This window comes from Phocaeicola faecicola (assembly GCF_013618865.1).
In the GTDB taxonomy this organism is placed as follows: Bacteria; Bacteroidota; Bacteroidia; order Bacteroidales; family Bacteroidaceae; genus Phocaeicola; species Phocaeicola faecicola.
Map to the genome: position 1 here is coordinate 137,909 of NZ_JABSOE010000002.1, position 16,381 is coordinate 154,289.

Annotated in this window: 17 protein-coding genes; all 17 read left to right on the forward strand. The window is 43.0% G+C overall.

Annotated features, from left to right (window positions below):
• Positions 1–151 precede the first annotated feature (151 nt).
• Positions 152–2,740, forward strand: a complete 2,589-nt coding sequence (locus tag H3001_RS01100) for an AAA family ATPase (RefSeq protein WP_008157816.1) — start codon at positions 152–154, stop codon at positions 2,738–2,740.
• Positions 2,721–4,061, forward strand: coding sequence for an McrC family protein (locus H3001_RS01105; protein ID WP_008157815.1), 1,341 nt, complete (start codon positions 2,721–2,723; stop codon positions 4,059–4,061). The genes H3001_RS01100 and H3001_RS01105 overlap by 20 nt, the downstream gene beginning before the upstream one ends.
• A 260-nt stretch (positions 4,062–4,321) precedes the next feature.
• Positions 4,322–5,182 (forward strand): ParA family protein, encoded by an 861-nt coding sequence (locus H3001_RS01110; RefSeq protein WP_008157814.1) that lies wholly within the window; start codon positions 4,322–4,324, stop codon positions 5,180–5,182.
• Between the two features lie 27 nt (positions 5,183–5,209).
• The gene (locus H3001_RS01115) at positions 5,210–5,608 is read left to right on the forward strand and encodes a hypothetical protein (protein ID WP_008157813.1); all 399 of its coding nucleotides are present in this window, start codon (positions 5,210–5,212) and stop codon (positions 5,606–5,608) included.
• Positions 5,609–5,611: 3 nt separating this feature from the next.
• A complete protein-coding gene (locus tag H3001_RS01120) occupies positions 5,612–6,229 on the forward strand; it encodes a hypothetical protein (protein WP_005815555.1) in 618 nt (205 codons plus the stop codon).
• Entirely contained in the window at positions 6,211–6,645 is a 435-nt protein-coding gene (locus H3001_RS01125; protein WP_005815557.1) for a hypothetical protein, read from the forward strand. Before H3001_RS01120 ends, H3001_RS01125 begins: the two co-directional genes overlap by 19 nt.
• Positions 6,646–6,711: 66 nt before the next feature.
• Entirely contained in the window at positions 6,712–7,068 is a 357-nt protein-coding gene (locus tag H3001_RS01130) for a DUF4134 domain-containing protein (RefSeq protein WP_008157812.1), read from the forward strand.
• Between the two features lie 12 nt (positions 7,069–7,080).
• Positions 7,081–7,371 carry a hypothetical protein gene (locus H3001_RS01135; protein WP_005815561.1) on the forward strand — a complete coding sequence of 97 codons (291 nt, stop codon included), beginning with the start codon at positions 7,081–7,083 and terminating at the stop codon, positions 7,369–7,371.
• A gap of 15 nt (positions 7,372–7,386) precedes the next feature.
• Positions 7,387–10,221, forward strand: a complete 2,835-nt coding sequence (locus tag H3001_RS01140) for a TraG family conjugative transposon ATPase (protein ID WP_008157810.1) — start codon at positions 7,387–7,389, stop codon at positions 10,219–10,221.
• Entirely contained in the window at positions 10,215–10,961 is a 747-nt protein-coding gene (locus H3001_RS01145; protein WP_181213839.1) for a hypothetical protein, read from the forward strand. The genes H3001_RS01140 and H3001_RS01145 overlap by 7 nt, the downstream gene beginning before the upstream one ends.
• Before the next feature lie 61 nt (positions 10,962–11,022).
• Entirely contained in the window at positions 11,023–11,676 is a 654-nt protein-coding gene (locus H3001_RS01150; protein WP_036608341.1) for a hypothetical protein, read from the forward strand.
• A complete protein-coding gene (locus H3001_RS01155; RefSeq protein WP_005649289.1) occupies positions 11,666–12,352 on the forward strand; it encodes a DUF5045 domain-containing protein in 687 nt (228 codons plus the stop codon). Before H3001_RS01150 ends, H3001_RS01155 begins: the two co-directional genes overlap by 11 nt.
• Positions 12,353–12,384: 32 nt before the next feature.
• Positions 12,385–13,512 carry a hypothetical protein gene (locus tag H3001_RS01160; RefSeq protein ID WP_008157807.1) on the forward strand — a complete coding sequence of 376 codons (1,128 nt, stop codon included), beginning with the start codon at positions 12,385–12,387 and terminating at the stop codon, positions 13,510–13,512.
• Between the two features lie 19 nt (positions 13,513–13,531).
• The gene (traK, locus tag H3001_RS01165) at positions 13,532–14,128 is read left to right on the forward strand and encodes a conjugative transposon protein TraK (RefSeq protein ID WP_005815599.1); all 597 of its coding nucleotides are present in this window, start codon (positions 13,532–13,534) and stop codon (positions 14,126–14,128) included.
• A gap of 12 nt (positions 14,129–14,140) precedes the next feature.
• Positions 14,141–14,629, forward strand: coding sequence for a hypothetical protein (locus H3001_RS01170; protein WP_008157806.1), 489 nt, complete (start codon positions 14,141–14,143; stop codon positions 14,627–14,629).
• Positions 14,626–15,837 (forward strand): conjugative transposon protein TraM, encoded by a 1,212-nt coding sequence (traM, locus tag H3001_RS01175; RefSeq protein WP_005649280.1) that lies wholly within the window; start codon positions 14,626–14,628, stop codon positions 15,835–15,837. Before H3001_RS01170 ends, traM begins: the two co-directional genes overlap by 4 nt.
• Positions 15,838–16,002: 165 nt before the next feature.
• Positions 16,003–16,381, forward strand: a 379-nt coding sequence (locus tag H3001_RS01180) for a DUF4372 domain-containing protein (RefSeq protein ID WP_181213840.1), incomplete at its 3' end; no start/stop codon positions are given.

Consider the following 16,381-nt stretch of genomic DNA (forward strand, 5'->3'; position numbering starts at 1 on the left):
CTATTCCATACAAATTGTTTAGATAAGGAAATATATAGCTTATAATTATTGGATTAATCTAAAAGAACGAATATTATAACATTCTATATCTGTTTAATAATTAAGGTTTTTAGTATCTTTGTGAGAGATTAAATATTAAGCTAAGATTTGCATGGATAGAACCGATTTTATAGAGAACAGAATTGACGTTATTAAAAATATATATACACTTTACTCTTATGCAAAAAGTTCGATAGTCGACAATAAAGAATGGGCTTTACAACGATTTAAGCAAGGTAAATGGTATATCGTTGAAGTATTTGGTAACACCTTATTTTTTGCTCCAAGTCGTTTTGTTGGTTACAAAGACAATACGATAGAGAAGCACAAATTAAATCATGGAGATGGAACACAAACGAACAGTAAATTTCATGAGCTAAAATTATATAAGGAAGCATCTGATGTTTTTCTTACTCAACAATTTGAGCACTTCATGATAACCTTAGGAATAGAGAAAGATACCGCTAAATTCTTAATTCCTTATAATTATGAAATTAGTGATTTGAAGAAGCCAAGAAAATGCTATTTCATTTGTCCAACTCATTGTAAAGGACAAAAAGAAAATGCATGGAAAAGTTTTCTTTCTAAAAACATAATGGCTATAGGATGGAAACATACTGATTATACTAATTATTCCATTGAGGAGATAATAAACGATTATACTGATGACCATACAGCCATAGAACCTTTTAAAAATATAAAGGATATAAAAGAAGGAGATATTGTTTGCTGTACAAATAATAATTTTGGTCTATGGGGTATTGGGATTGCCTTATCTCAATATAAGTTTTATAAGGATATTCATTATGCTGGAATAGATGAAGACGGTAATGATTCTTATTATTCCCATTATATTGATGTGGCATGGATATGTTTTAAAGACAATGGATATATACCTGCTAAAGAACTACATATCCTATCTCCTGAAAAGATGTGGCAACCTTACGGAACTCTTAATTTAAAAGAAGAAATTCCACAGTATATCTCAAATTATTTATTAAAAAATACAGAAACTGATATGGAACAAAATAGCAAATTAGAAAAGTATATAAAAATCTTAGAAGCAAATAAGAATATTATTCTTACTGGTGCACCAGGTACAGGAAAAACACATTTAGCAAAAGCAATAGCAAACACAATGGATGCAGAATATGACTTTGTTCAATTTCATCCATCTTATGATTATACTGATTTTGTTGAAGGATTACGACCACTACCACCTGACAATAATGGAAATATTGGGTTTAAGCGAGTTAATGGTGTATTCAAAGAGTTTTGTAAACGAGCAATTCAATATACCCAAAAACAGAGCATTTTAAGTGATGATAATAAAATAGCTAAATCATTTGATGAAGCATATAACATTCTAATTGAAAATATAAAACATAACAATATTGTTTTATATTCCGACTTTAGAAATAATAAAAAGGTTTTACAGGTTGAAATCAAAGAACAATCTGGTTCTGACAAATATCGTGAAATAATTCGATTCTATAAAACCAATAAGTTTCAGAATGCTCAAATTGACTATTTACAAAAAATATACACTTATTATGTTTCTAAAAAGCAATATAATATCCAACAGGAAGGAAATGATCAATTTGTAAACATTATAGGTAATACTTTGGATTATTCTTATTATAGAGGAATCGTACAAGGTCTTTTAGATTTAACTTGTAGAAATTCTAAGAATGAGGATTCAGAGTGTAATTATGATCTGTTTAAGCAATGCTACAACAATTTGATAAATGATATTCAAAATGGAGTAGTTAAAACGATAAAATTAAAAACAGGAATACAAAGTACTGACCTAAGCATTACTTCTAACAATTCCATAAAATGGCAACGCCGAACAAATGAGGAAAATGGTTCCGATAATGTTGTAACTATAGATAGGCTGTTAAAGCTTTATTCAAAATATCCAACAATAGATGAAGTTGATAATATGGATAGAATCAATGAAACTATTAGAGAAATTATAGGAGGGGCTAATACGACTTATTATTGGGCTATTTTACGAGAAGTTGTATATAGAATGACTTTAGAGTCTAATAAAAAGACACAAGGCTTAACAATTAATAAATCTTATGTTTTCATAATTGATGAAATTAATCGTGGAGAAATTTCAAAGATATTTGGTGAATTATTTTTTAGCATAGATCCCGGCTATCGTGGTATAAGAGGAAAGGTAAAAACTCAATATCAGAATATGATAACCGACAAATCTGATCCATTTTATGAAGGTTTCTATGTGCCTGAAAATGTCTATATCATAGGAACAATGAATGATATAGACCGTAGTGTTGAAAGTATGGATTTTGCCATGCGCCGACGTTTTGCCTGGCAAGAAATAAAAGCTGAAGAAAACACTGGAATGTTGGACAATCTTCAAGAAATGAAAGATGAAGTTATTGAAATAATGAAACGTCTGAATAATACTATATGGGATGAAACTACCAGTACAGGTATTGAAGGGCTAAATGCTGCATATCATATTGGTGGTTCTTATTTTAGTAAACTACAGCTTTATCTGAACGAAGATCACACCAACAAGAAAGCTGCCTACATACATCTTTGGGAGAATCACTTAAAAGGGGTCCTTTCAGAATATTTAAGAGGTATGCCGAATGCTATGGAGAGTATGAAAAAATTGGAGAATATGTATTTTAAAGGAGATCTAGATGCTGATATTGAGGGATAATACAAAATATTCATCGACTTCTGATAACCTTGAAAAATATCTGTCATTACAGAATATTGCCAACAGAAACGTTTCAGAACTGTTAGATGATAAAGACAATGACCTGCTAATATATCCACATTCATTTTATCAATGTGAGGATGAGACAGGTAAACAGCCTCTATTGTTGCTACAGACTCATTGGAAGGAGAAAAAATGTACTAAAGTTATGCTTGAAACAGGGAATATGGCAGGTTTTATAGGGTTTAATGGATTATCTCTTTCCATACATTCCCGTTTCTCCCAAGATTCAAAAGAAGATTTCTTCTTACATTATATGCTTAGCAAGGTTTTTTGTATTAATGTGTTGAATCTATCGCATGGTACGAGTGATGAACAACTATTCAATTTCCTTTTATATATGTTTCCAAAGTTTCTAAATGAAGCATTATCACAAGGTTTATACAAGGAATACAAGCGGAATGAATATAATGATGCCAATGTACGAGGTACAATAGACATCAACAGACATTTAAGGTCAAACATGCCTTTCAACGGACGTGTTGCTTATCGAACACGTGAATTCAGCCATGATAATCATGTTACTGAATTGATACGACATACTATTGATTATATCAGTAAGAGTAGATTTGGTAGAACATTGCTGGAAAATGATAGCGAGACACGTACAAGTGTTACTCAGATTATATCTGCAACACCCAATTACTGCAGACAAGAAAGAGAAAGTATAGTTAAAAGTAATTTGAAGGTAATTAACCATCCATATTATTCTCGCTATACACCTCTACAGAAACTTTGCCTACGGATATTACGACATGAAAAGATTAAATATGGAGAGATGAAAAATAAAATACATGGCATTTTATTCGATGTTTCATATTTATGGGAAGAATATCTTGCTACTATATTAACAAAACAGGGATTCCAACATCCAAATAACAGAAAAGGTCTGGGATGTATTTACCTGGCAGAATATAATCGCCTCCCCAGATATCCTGATTATTATAGGGAATATGATCGTCTCATTGTTGATGCAAAATATAAAAAAGATACAAATCGGGATGATATTCATCAAATGATAACTTATATGTATCAGATGAAAGGGAAACGGGGAATTTTTATACAACCTGGTGATAAGGAGTATCAAAAGGAAACTTTCCATTTATTGGGATATGGTTATGATGAAAGTGCAGAACTTCAAACATATATATATCCAATATCTAGGATAACAGACAACTATAAGTCTTTTGTTTCTGAAATGTTGAAATCAGAAGAATCATTAAAAACAAGATTCAAACAGAATCTTGAATCTTATGAATAAAGATAGCTATTGGATTTATTATCATAATAAAACTGATGTATTTGTAAAAGTTATAAAGACGAGTGTTTTTTATAATCTCAAAAGGTTGCAGCTAAGAAGGACTCTTTGCTGTAACCTTTTTTGTTGAAGTAACCATAATTCCTACATACTTACTATACGCTGTACTTTAGTTTATCCAACCAGATTCACAATTGTGTTGTACATTTCTTATCTGTTGACTTTGGTTTATACATTTATCTCAAAATAAATCAACACTTGAAATGATACAGACTCCGGTTATAGTGACATTTGCCAATCAGAAGGGAGGTGTAGGAAAAACTACCCTTTGTGTAACCTTTGCTAACTATCTAGTGACAAAGGGTGTGAGAGTTGTGGTCATAGACTGCGACTTCCAGCACTCCATTATGAAGTGCCGAAAGGCTGACATCAGAAAATACGGCGAGCAGGAAATGCCATACGAGGTATGGGCATACGAAGCCAATGACAAGGCGATGATGACTTCCCTTATGGAAAAGCTTCACAATGATCCAGAAATAGACGTTGTTCTGATGGACACACCGAGCAGTCTGAAAGCAGAAGGGTTAATACCCATGTTCGTCAACTCGGATATCATTATTGTTCCATTTCATTATGACCTAGTAACCGTTCCGTCCACGGCCAGTTTCCTCATGTTTGTTGACCGGCTGAAAAAGGCTGTCGGTGAAAGGATGAAAGCCAGACTCTTCATCATTCCCAATCTGAATGACGGAAGAATCGGCAAGCGTTCCGAACTGCTTATCTGGGACAATGCAAGGGATACCTTCTCCAACTATGGATATGTCACTGCGAAGATTCCCAAACGTGCGGATATGGAACGGTTCAGCACTATGGCGGCACTTGATATGCAGGCCGTTATCGTTACACCGGTCTTTGACAATGTCTATCAGAGTATCTTCGATACACTTCAACCGATAAGGGAAAAAGAACTCAAAGGCATACAGCTGACGGAAAATCTGAATCCCAAATCTAAGAAGAAAAAGAAGGCACAGCCGTCTGATGAAGCATCAAATGACAATACCGGCCAATCAGAAACCAGTCCTTCAGAAAATGGCAACTGCAATCAGAATAAAGAACCAGAATAATCAGTAAACTTCAATAACCATAGCACTATGAGTAAGGATATACCGGAAATAGATGACCTGACAAGAGGCATCAATGATTCAGAACTTATATTGACGCAAGATTCCGTAGAAACCCAGGTTGAGCAAAAGGAAAATAATAACGAAGCACAGGAAAAGGATACTGCTGTTTCCCTCTCGGATACAGGATGCTGGGATGACTTCATGGAATTCCTTCAATCGGACGGTTCGGGAACGGACAAAACAGAAAGGCTCGTCTGCAAACTCGACCGTGACCTTGCAGATTCACTTGATGACTGCGATATACATGGCAGATGCCGCTCTGACCTGGTGAATGCCATCGTAAGGGCGTTCTTCAAGTCCTACCTGCCACGTCTGGCAGAATACAGAAGGGAAAAGAAATCTTTGTTTAACAGCTATAATCTGTAGGATATGAAAAAAACAGACTGGACTGACAGGATGCTGGCCGCTCTTGTCGAGCTGTATCCGGTAGAGACCACAGCCTATACCGCTGCCGTTCTCAACCTTAGCGAATCGACCGTCAAGCTGAAAGCCCGTGAACTTGGACTTGTAAAAATGGCCAAATCCAGATGGATGGAGCGTGCCGACTATATCAGAAACCACTTTCAGGAGTGTTCCTTCTCTGAGATAGGGAAAGCTCTCGGCATTACACGGATGAGTGTCGGACGCATAGCCGCTGCACTCGGACTGAAACGCAGCAGTGAAGAGAAACACCTGATTTCCTCACGTATCCGTACCCAGATGGTAAAGAGGGAAAGACGGCGTATCGTCTTCGGACTGGAACCCATAACCGGTATCCGTGTCATTTCAAACAGGGCAAAGGTAAGGGTGCGCTCAAACATGAAGTCAAACGGATACATCATCAGTGAGGAACATAACGTGATTTATTATACCGGCACTACGGAACGCAGGGAACGTCTGGAAAGCCGGGGTATCAGACTGGGACTGCATATCCTTCCGCTTCCGGAGGACAGTTCCGTTCTTTCATCCAACATCATATTACAACAGCCATGCAGTACGGACAGATAGTATTCCTTCTCTTCGTAGCAATGGTATTCTACTATGCGGCAATGATTTTCATGGACTTCCAGAGGGCAAAGGCCGCACAGAATGCCGAGCAGGACAGCCATAAAGAAGAGGACATAGACATATCGGAAGAGGCACAAAGTTTCAGGCCGATAAGGGTAAACCGGGATGAACCTGAATCCAAAGAAGAGAATCAGGAAGAGAATAATACAGGGAATCCCGGACCTGAGAATGAAAATACTGATTCTGACGGTACAGAGAAATCTGCATCAAAATCAGAATCTTCCAGACACGTTTACCGGGAGGCCATCATGACTGACGGCATTCTGGTAGAGAATATCATTCAGGAAATAAACAGACTGGCAGAGACCGGTACCAGTGACCTCGGTGCCGTTATTTTCAGCTGTGAAAATGCCTGATATATATACCGTTCCTTTAGTGACATCTGTTTCTTTGGCGATGAAATCCTTTAACATTATACAGAAATGCAGATAATAAAGAAAAATGCCCGGAATCTTACGGAGCGTTTCATCGGTTCAAGTTTTGGACAGAAGTGTGTGATGGCGGCCATTGCACTGATTATTTCCACATCAAACGTAATGGCAGGAAGCAAGGGTGCAGCTGGTTTTACCAAGGCCACTCAGGAAGTCAGTTCCTATCAGACTCCGGTATCGAACCTGATGAAGGCCATTGCTGCCGTTATCGTTCTGGTCGGTGCCTTCAACGTCTATTTCAAGATGCAGAACGGAGACCAGGACGTGAAGAAGACCATCATGCTTACCATCGGAGGCTGTATCGCATTCATCGCACTTTCGGAAGCTCTTCCGCTGTTCTTCCAGTAATCCTATCCCGGCATGACAATGAATCAGGAAGGATACCCTGTGTTCAAGGGATTGCAGAAGCCGCTGGAGTTTATGGGCATACGTGGCCGTTTCCTCACTCTGGCAGCGGCAGCCATAGGCGTATCATTCGTAGGCTTTATCGGTTTCTCAATCGCCTTGGGAAAGGTTGCAGGATTCATAGCCATGATGGTCATGGCACTGGTGGGACTGATAACAATCTACATCAAACAGCGTGGAGGACTCCACAACAAGAAGAGGTCAAGAGGCATCTATATCTACAGAAGCCTGAGAAAAGAACAGTAAATCACTTTATACAGTATGGCACACAAAAGGAAAAGAATTTTTGACGGACTCTATGCGCAGCTGGAGGAGACGGACGGCAATGTCGTGCTGTTCTCGGCCAGAGGCGAGCCGTCCGTTATCTTCGAGATAACAAATCCGGTCCAGCAACTCTGTACTGATGCGCAGCAGTACATGCTGTTTCATGACGTGCTATCCAATATCCTTCAGACTATCGGTGAGGGATATGCACTGCAGAAGCAGGATATTCTGTGCAGACAGGCATATCACCATGATGTGCCGGATGATGCGGAGTTCCTGACAAGAAGTTATTTCAGGTACTTCGAGGGAAGGGAGTTCACAGAGATAAGGACTTTTCTTATCCTTACCCAGGAGGCTCAAAGAAGCCAGTTCATCCAGTACGACCCGAAGAGATGGCTCGACTTCCATTCCAAGGTATCAAAGACGGATGATATTCTGACGGAGAAGCATATCCGGCACAGAAAGCTCGGCAAGGAGGAAGTCAGCGAGTACTGCCACCGTTTCATGGCATTCCAGTTCCGGCACGGACCCTTCTCGATGACCAACTTCAAGGCTTCGGACGAATATCTCAGGACAGGTGACCGGATTATCCGTTCCTATCCGCTGGTGGATATTGACGAGATAAACCTACCTTCCATGGTAAAGCCGTACACGCAGATGAACATCAACGGCTACGGTATCGCAACCGACATGCTTTCTTTCCTTACCGGCGTCCCCTACTCGGACTGTGTGGTGTTCAACCAGGTCATTCAGATACCGGGACAGAGGAAGCTGTTGCGCAAGCTCCAGGCCAAGGCGAAGCGTCACGGTTCCATGCCGGACCCGAGCAACCGTATTGCCAGGGCTGACATTGAGGAAGTGCTGGACAGGCTGGCCGTTGACAGTACCATGCTTGTGTACTGCAACTTCAACATTCTGGTGAGCTGTCCGCCTGACAAGGTTACTCCGGTAACTTCCTTTCTGGAGACCAAACTGTACGAGTGCGGCATCATGCCGTCAAGAACAGCCTACAACCAGCTGGAGCTTTTCATGGACTGTTTTCCCGGTAACGGCTATGCATTCAACCCGGACTATGACCTGTTCCTGACACTTTCGGATGCTGCCCTGTGCTTTTTCTTCAAGGAGCATCTGAAGGAGTCTGAGGATACACCGCTGACCACATACTACACCGACCGTCAGGGACTGCCTGTATGTATCGACATTACAGGCAAGGAAGGCAAGAAGAAAATGACGGACAATGCCAACTTCTTCTGTATCGGTCCTTCCGGTTCCGGCAAGTCCTTCCACATGAACAGTGTGGTACGCCAGCTGCTGGAACAGAATACGGATGTGGTCATGGTGGATACGGGTGATTCATACGAAGGAATATGCGGATATTACAAGGGTACATACATAGCCTACTCGAAGGAGAAGCCCATTTCCATGAATCCGTTCAAGGTCACGAAGGAGGAATATGAACTTAACTTCGGTGAAAAGAAGAACTTCCTCAAATCGCTGATATTCCTGATATTCAAGGGCAACGCATTTCCAACAAAGATTGAGGACATGCTGATAAACCAGACCATTGTGGAATATTACGAGGCCTATTTCAATCCGTTTGAAAAGTTCAGCGACAGTGAGCGTGAGGCACTGAGGCAGAAACTGCTGGTCGCCGCCAAGATGGAGGATGACTATGAACAGTACACGCACAGCATGGAGGACATCGACAGGCAGATAAATACGGAAGAGGTTCAGGAGAAGGCTGAAAGCCGTGCCCTGCTGCTGCCTTCCGAAGTACGCCGTCTGAAGCTTATCCGACAGTGCCGTTCACTGACAGCTCTGATAAATGATGAAGCGGCTACAGAATCGGAAAAGGAACGTGCACTTGCCATCATAGAAAAATATAAAAGGGAACTTTATAACAATTCCATGCTGATTAAGATAGACAGGCAGATTGACCATATGGAGGAACAGAAGCGCAGGCTGAAGGTTCAGGAACTCTCGTTCAACTCCTATTATGAGTTTGCCCTGGAGCGCATACCGCAAATTACACAGCTGGAGAAAATCAGTTTCAATATACATGACTTTGCAGCCATACTGAAACAGTTCTACCGTGGCGGCGAGCTGGAGATGACGCTGAACTCCGACCTGGACATTAACCTGTTTGACGAGCGTTTCATTGTGTTCGAAATAGATAAAATAAAGGATGATCCGGTGCTTTTTCCGATTGTGGTGCTGATTATCATGGATGTGTTCCTGCAGAAGATGCGTATCAAGAAGGGACGGAAGGCTCTTATCATCGAAGAGGCATGGAAGGCAATCGCTTCACCTACCATGGCAGAATATATAAAATATTTGTATAAGACCGTCCGGAAGTTCCACGGAATAGCCGGTGTGGTCACACAGGAGCTTAATGACGTGATTGATTCCCCTATTGTAAAGGAGGCCATCATCAACAACTCGGATGTGAAGATTCTGCTTGACCAGACCAAGTTCAAGGACAGGTATGAGGATATTGCAGCCATTCTGGGACTCACTGACATACAGCGTCAGCAGATATTCACCATCAATGCACTGAACAACCATGAGGGAAGAAGCTACTTCAAGGAGGTGTGGATTTGCCGGGGACAGCACTCGGATGTGTACGGTGTGGAGGAAGCACCTGAATGTTACTGGGCATACACTACAGAACGTACCGAGAAGGAGGCACTGAAGATTTATCTTGCCTGGTACGGTACGCTGCAGGAGGCCATCACCCGTATCGAGGAAGACCGCAAGGCGGATGGAGGACTTCTGTATCTGGAGTTTGCAAGAAAAGTCAACCAACATCAAAAAGTTATGTCACTATGGTAAGAACAGTATTAAGAATCATATCGGTTATAATGGTTTCTGCATTTGTCTGTATTAATGCACATGCTGCCTGGAGAATCGTATTCGACCGCAACTGCCTGAAGATTGTCCTGGCCAATACCGCTTCACAGAAGCTTATCGAGGAACAGCATAACCAGCGTGTAGATACCATCGCTGCCAAGAAACAGAAGGTGGAACTCTATACGGTAAGCATGGCTACCATGAAGGAACTATACAAGCTGAGTATGGAGAACATATCCGGTTTCGGGACTGAAAGTCTTTATTATAAGGAAATAGGCCTGTGCGCTCTGGATATTCTGCGAAATGTTCCGGTACTTGTCAGTACGGTAAACAAGGCCAAATTTTCAAACAAGCTGCTCTGTCTGAACGAACTCGGTAACCTTGTAGCGGAAACCCAGCAGCTGGTCGGCAACTTCGTCAATATCGTGAACAATGCCAGGATTCCCAATCCGTTGCAGGGACAGGCAACTGCCAAAAAAAAGGATGACGGCTACAACCTGCTGGACAGGTATGAAAGGCTGACACTGGCCAACAGCATCTATACTGACCTGAACAGGATACGCTACAAGGTGGAAGGGATGGTTCTGATGGCACAGTATGCCACTGCAAACGACCTCTTCTTTGCCATTGACCCTGAAGGATGGGCAAATGTGGTAACCATGAAGAATCATGTGGGGAATCTTGTACAGGACTGGAACGGACTGGTTGCTTCAAATTATTAACCTTTCATATATCTCTGTCATGAAACTCAGGAATATAAGTATCATATCAGCCGGTATTATAATGCTGTTGCTGCCTGTAAAGGCTTCCGCTTACATAATACCCAAAGACCTGCCGACTATCGAAGCACTCATAGCCCTGCACAAGGCCATAAAGAAGGACGAGGACAAGGCACTGACAAGGGTGGCCACAAGCTATGGCGAGCAGTCGCTCATTGAGAAGGGTGCGGAAAAGTTCAATGATGTCAGGACCACTCTGGATACAAGACTGAACAATGCCTATTCGTATCTGGTACTGGCCGGTGCCATTTCTTCAACGGCCAACTCACTGTATCAGCTGGTAACGGAATACAAGGACTTTACCGGTAATACTTTCAGCCATGTATCGAAGAAGCCTTTCGTGGCATGGTATTATGCCGATGCCAACGTGGCAATATCAAGGGAGATACAGCACTGCTACAGACTGTATGCATCCGTGGCCGCTTCGGGTATAAACCTGATGAAGGCTTCCATGGATGAAAAGCTGAATCTGGTAATGACACTGAAGGCTTCAATCGACAGGGCAAGGTACATAATAGATAATGCCAACCTGTACTGTTTCCTTGTCACGGACTGCGGATGGAAGCCGGACTATATCTGGGAGATACTGAACTCCAATGTGAAGAATGAGATAGCTGAGCGTGTAATCAACAAATGGAATCAGGGATATGCAGGTTAGAAGAATATTTACAATAATCATGTGTCTGGCTGTATCATGTATCATATTTACATCCAATGCCCAAAGCATAGTCAGTGACAGTGAAAAGCAGAAGCAGTGGAAGTCAATGGAGAACGGTCCATGGGATTTCGCTCCGGACTGGTATTACTTTTTCCTGCATAAGAAATACTCAGGTGCGGAAATGTACTGGAAATGGGACTGGTTCAACTCCGGATTCCGTGTCCGTTTCAAGGAACCAAAGTCTGATGTGAAACGTATCATGCCGGTGCGTGTGACTGCCGAAGAGACGCAGAGGCAGAAAATCAGGAAAGTGGAGAGTGAGCGCAAATATATCGAGGAACTGTATAAGGAAGAACTGGCAAGGGAGGCTGACAGAAATGTTGACCTGATGTATGCCACCTACAAGGACGAGTTCAACCGTATGCAGGACTGTATCACGGACGGACTGCTCTATTGTATGCAGAAGAGTGACGGCAAGCTCCGCTATCAGGTGGACGAGCTGAGCCGCCAGAATGAAATACTCTGTGCGGATATAGCCTATATACACAAAACCGGTGTCGGCTATGGACTGGAGAACGCCAAGCGGCAGAAGGCATACGAGGAAGCCAAATCCAGGATGGCAGAGCTGGTCAACAGGACTGCACACCTTTGTGCCGTTGCCGCTACGCATTATTGAAAAACAAGTAAAAACAAATAACATTTTAAGATATGGATTTATTGTTTATTCCGCTGACAATAGGACTTCCGGCCATTGACGAAAGTCTGGAAAAGCTGCTGACGGCCATGGAGACATTTCCCAATGTGGCCGTTCTCGGTGATGCCGTTTCAATGGCAAAGGCTCTCGGTCTGTGCCTGGCCCTGTGTGTCGGTTCATACGAATGCTGGATGATGATGCTCGGAAGGCGTGGCATGGATGTCATGAAGCTGTTGCGCATCATCGGCATTTCCCTGTGTATTTCATTCTCTTCATGGATATGCTCGGCTCTGCAGGTTCCGGGAAAGAGTCTGGAGTCCGCTACATGGGCTATGGCCAAGGCAAAGAACAAGGAAGTGGCTGCCTTCGAGCTGAAGGTGGCACAGAAACAGAGTGAATATCTTGACAGGTTGAGAACCGTGCAGGATTCCATAGCCACGGCAAAGCAGGTGGCCGAAATAGGTCAGGATGCTGCCTGGTGGGACAAGCTGATATATAATGTGGAGAATCTGGGCTCGACCATCAACAACTACGCCCAAAGGGCTGCCGTGGCGGCTGAGACGAAGGTCAGTGAATGGATAAACGATGTAATACGCTTTGTCGGGGAACTGATTTTCCAGATGTCGTATTACGGGATGCTCGTGGCACAGAGGATTTTCATGGCCATCATGATGATATTCTGTCCGATCATGTTTGCTCTCTCGCTGGCACCGCCATGGAACTCGGCCTGGAGCCAGTGGATGTCCAAGTTCCTTTCCCTCTCGTTATGGGGATTCGTTACCTATATGTGCATCTATTATATAGACTTCATCCTTCTTTATAACCTCCAGCAGGATCTGGTGGCATACGACCATCTGCTGCACGGCTCGGTCAACTCATGGGAACAGATTGGCGCACTGGGACTGCAGGGAATAGGCTCCAACTGTATGTATGCCATGGGTATGCTCGTGGGTGCCTATATCATACGCTTCGTTCCTGAAGTGGCATCATGGCTGATTCCGGGAGGTGTAAGCTCGGGTACGGGTTCCGTTGCCGGTTCGGCTGCAATGGGCATCACTTCGGCTGCAGGTGCTATGGCCGGAGGTGCGGCAGGTTCAACCATGAAGGGAGCCGGTTCGGCTGTCAAGTCATTAGTCAAATAACTTCAAATCTTTTTACAATATGCTTATTGAATCCCTTGCACAGAAAACCAGACTGGCCATGATGACAGTATTTGCGGTAATCGGAGGCTGCACCGTCATCTGTGCCTTTACGGTCTGGTGCTGCATTTCTTTGGTCAATGAGGAAAGGCAGCAGATTTATGTACTTGACGGAGACATTCCGTTTCTTGCCGAGCGTGCACGGCTGGAAGCCAACTTCACCATGGAGGCCAAGGCGCACATACAGCTGTTCCACCAGTATTTCTTCAACCTGCCGCCCGACAACGACTATATCAAATGGACGGTAGGGAAAGCAATGTATATGGCTGACGGAACTGCACTGAAACAGAAACAGGCCATGGACGAGAACGGTTTCTACTCGGACATCATTTCCTCTTCGGCTGTCTGCACCATCATGTGCGACTCCATTCAGTTTGACGAACATGAACGGAAGTTTACCTATTACGGTACGCAACTTATCAAGCGCAGGACCAGAGACATCAGACGCTCGATGGTGACAACAGGTTACATCGAGTCCGTACCGAGGACAAGGAACAATCCCCACGGTCTGCTCATTACCGGCTGGAGGACTCTTGAAAACAAGGATTTGGACTATTGATATACTGATATTATGAAATCATTCAGAAAAAAGATACAGGAAAGCCGTCTGAAAACGCATCTGCTTGTCAGGTCGTGGTTGCAGCCCAAACTGGGTGTCATCGGAACAAGATACCGTCTGGCCGCAAGAATCAGACTGGCCAACAGATGTGCGGCTAAACATCCGAAAACGACATTCGCAGGTGTAGCGGGAACGCTGCTTCTGCTACTTGTAGGTACCGTAGCCATAGATTCCGGCAACGGGAAACAGAGTGAGCCGGATGTCAGTTCGATAGCCGCAATGGAACCGGTGTTTCAGGGATTCCGTACCATCCAGGCAAACAAGGACATTCACCGCAGTGTATTGACGGACATGACGGTGAAGGGACAGTTACTGCGTCATGAACTGGACTCCATGATTGCCATACCTGTAAAGAGCCGTGAGGATTCCTTGCGGATCATCCTCAAATACCGGCAGCTGGAAAATATAGTCAAATCCATTAAAAACAATGATAACCCATGATTAAGATTAATTTCAAACAGCCCAAGTATATCTTTCCGCTGGTCATATTCGTTCCGCTGTGCGCACTGGTATACTTTGTGATGCAGACCTTCTCCGGTGGTGAGGAGACTGCCGGAACGGTAGCTACAGACCGTATCAACATGGAGCTTCCCCAGGCCAATGCCGAGGAAGCCGGAGACAAGATGTATGAGATGTCCAGACGTTTCGGTGACGAGGATGCCTTCACAGCCGTAAGCGGTATCGGGGAGGAAGAACAGAAGAAGGAGGAACTGGAACACGGCTACAGCGAGGAAGAGCTGAACCGTCTGGATGCAGCTGAAGCTGAAAGACAGCGACAGCAGAGGGAACTTGAAGAACTGGAGCGTTCCCTTGCCGAATCAAGAAAGCATATCAATGCATATGCTTACGGAAACGGTCCTTCGGGAAACAGTGAAACGGGTTACGGAGGTATGGGCTATTCCTCACAGGACGAGTTTGCACGTGACCTTGAAGAGATTCAGCGGAGGAGCTATGAACGGCAGAAGGCCATTGAAAGCGGACTGGGTATCAAAGACCCGGAAGCAGAGGAAGCGGAAAGAAAGCACAGGGCTGATTCCATAGCTAAAGTGCATCAGGAGGAAAGGGAACGCAACCGTCCGAGTCTGGTAATCAAGTCTGATGACACCAATGCCGACAGGTTCAATACGGTTACTGCTCCGGATGAATTTGCCGAGAACAAGCTGATACGTGCCATGATTGACCAGACTACAAAGGCGCATGAAGGTACACGTCTGCGGTTCAAGCTTCTGGATGATGTGACGGTAAGCGGCACAAAGCTGAAAAAGGGTACTTACCTCTATGGAACGGTAACAGGTTTCGGACAGCAGCGTGTCAGGGCTTCCATAACCAGTATTCTTGTCGGCGACAGGTTCATCAAGGTTAAGCTTTCTGTTTTTGACAATGACGGTATGGAAGGCTTCTATGTTCCTGAATCGGCTTTCCGTGATTTCATGAAGGATGCAGGTTCCAATACGGTACAGCAGAATATCAGTTTTGAATCCAGTGACGGTTACGGTACCGGTATTTCTACGGAGGCCATTGCCCTCCAGTCACTGCAGAACATGTATAACTCTGCAACTTCTGCCATATCTTCCAATATCAGAAAGAACAAGGCGAAAATCAAATACAATACCATTGTTTATCTGATAAACTCGGAGGATGCACGCTGATATATCTGAATACAGCAAAGAAAATTATAGTAACATTTTCACTAGTGTCTCTTAATAATTGTAAAAAGACTCGTTAATTATTTGATTTACAATATTTGTTTTCAAAAAATGCTTGTCGCATATTTGAATCAGTTACCTTAGGGGCTGGGCCAAATTGCGATAGCTATGAATATTAAGAAATATGTTTTCAGTCAAATGACTTCATTCCTTCCCAAACGCTATTTTGAGCGGCTAGTAGAAAAGAGCAACGACAGAACAAAAAGTTGGAGCATCAGTTTCTGGAACCAACTATTAGTTCTCATATTTGGTCAGCTGGATGGCTGCAACAGCCTTCGAGAACTGACTGATATTACCATTGCGCATTCTTCTAAGTCATATCATTTAGGGTTCGGCAAGACTCCAATAACACGTAGCACTCTGTCAAAAGCTAACATGCTAAGAGACTATCGCGTATTTGAATCTTTTGCCTATCACATGGTAAACCTGGCTCAACAAAAGCGAATTGACAAAGAGTTCGATTTGAACGGAACTTTTTATGCTTTTG

Bases quoted from the DNA above. Each gene is read 5' to 3' on its own strand.
- H3001_RS01100 (WP_008157816.1), top strand. From the start codon at position 152: ATGGATAGAACCGATTTTATAGAGAACAGAATTGACGTTATTAAAAAT.
- H3001_RS01105 (WP_008157815.1), top strand. From the start codon at position 2,721: ATGCTGATATTGAGGGATAATACAAAATATTCATCGACTTCTGATAAC.
- H3001_RS01110 (WP_008157814.1), top strand. From the start codon at position 4,322: ATGATACAGACTCCGGTTATAGTGACATTTGCCAATCAGAAGGGAGGT.
- H3001_RS01115 (WP_008157813.1), top strand. From the start codon at position 5,210: ATGAGTAAGGATATACCGGAAATAGATGACCTGACAAGAGGCATCAAT.
- H3001_RS01120 (WP_005815555.1), top strand. From the start codon at position 5,612: ATGAAAAAAACAGACTGGACTGACAGGATGCTGGCCGCTCTTGTCGAG.
- H3001_RS01125 (WP_005815557.1), top strand. From the start codon at position 6,211: ATGCAGTACGGACAGATAGTATTCCTTCTCTTCGTAGCAATGGTATTC.
- H3001_RS01130 (WP_008157812.1), top strand. From the start codon at position 6,712: ATGCAGATAATAAAGAAAAATGCCCGGAATCTTACGGAGCGTTTCATC.
- H3001_RS01135 (WP_005815561.1), top strand. From the start codon at position 7,081: ATGACAATGAATCAGGAAGGATACCCTGTGTTCAAGGGATTGCAGAAG.
- H3001_RS01140 (WP_008157810.1), top strand. From the start codon at position 7,387: ATGGCACACAAAAGGAAAAGAATTTTTGACGGACTCTATGCGCAGCTG.
- H3001_RS01145 (WP_181213839.1), top strand. From the start codon at position 10,215: ATGGTAAGAACAGTATTAAGAATCATATCGGTTATAATGGTTTCTGCA.
- H3001_RS01150 (WP_036608341.1), top strand. From the start codon at position 11,023: ATGCTGTTGCTGCCTGTAAAGGCTTCCGCTTACATAATACCCAAAGAC.
- H3001_RS01155 (WP_005649289.1), top strand. From the start codon at position 11,666: ATGCAGGTTAGAAGAATATTTACAATAATCATGTGTCTGGCTGTATCA.
- H3001_RS01160 (WP_008157807.1), top strand. From the start codon at position 12,385: ATGGATTTATTGTTTATTCCGCTGACAATAGGACTTCCGGCCATTGAC.
- traK (WP_005815599.1), top strand. From the start codon at position 13,532: ATGCTTATTGAATCCCTTGCACAGAAAACCAGACTGGCCATGATGACA.
- H3001_RS01170 (WP_008157806.1), top strand. From the start codon at position 14,141: ATGAAATCATTCAGAAAAAAGATACAGGAAAGCCGTCTGAAAACGCAT.
- traM (WP_005649280.1), top strand. From the start codon at position 14,626: ATGATTAAGATTAATTTCAAACAGCCCAAGTATATCTTTCCGCTGGTC.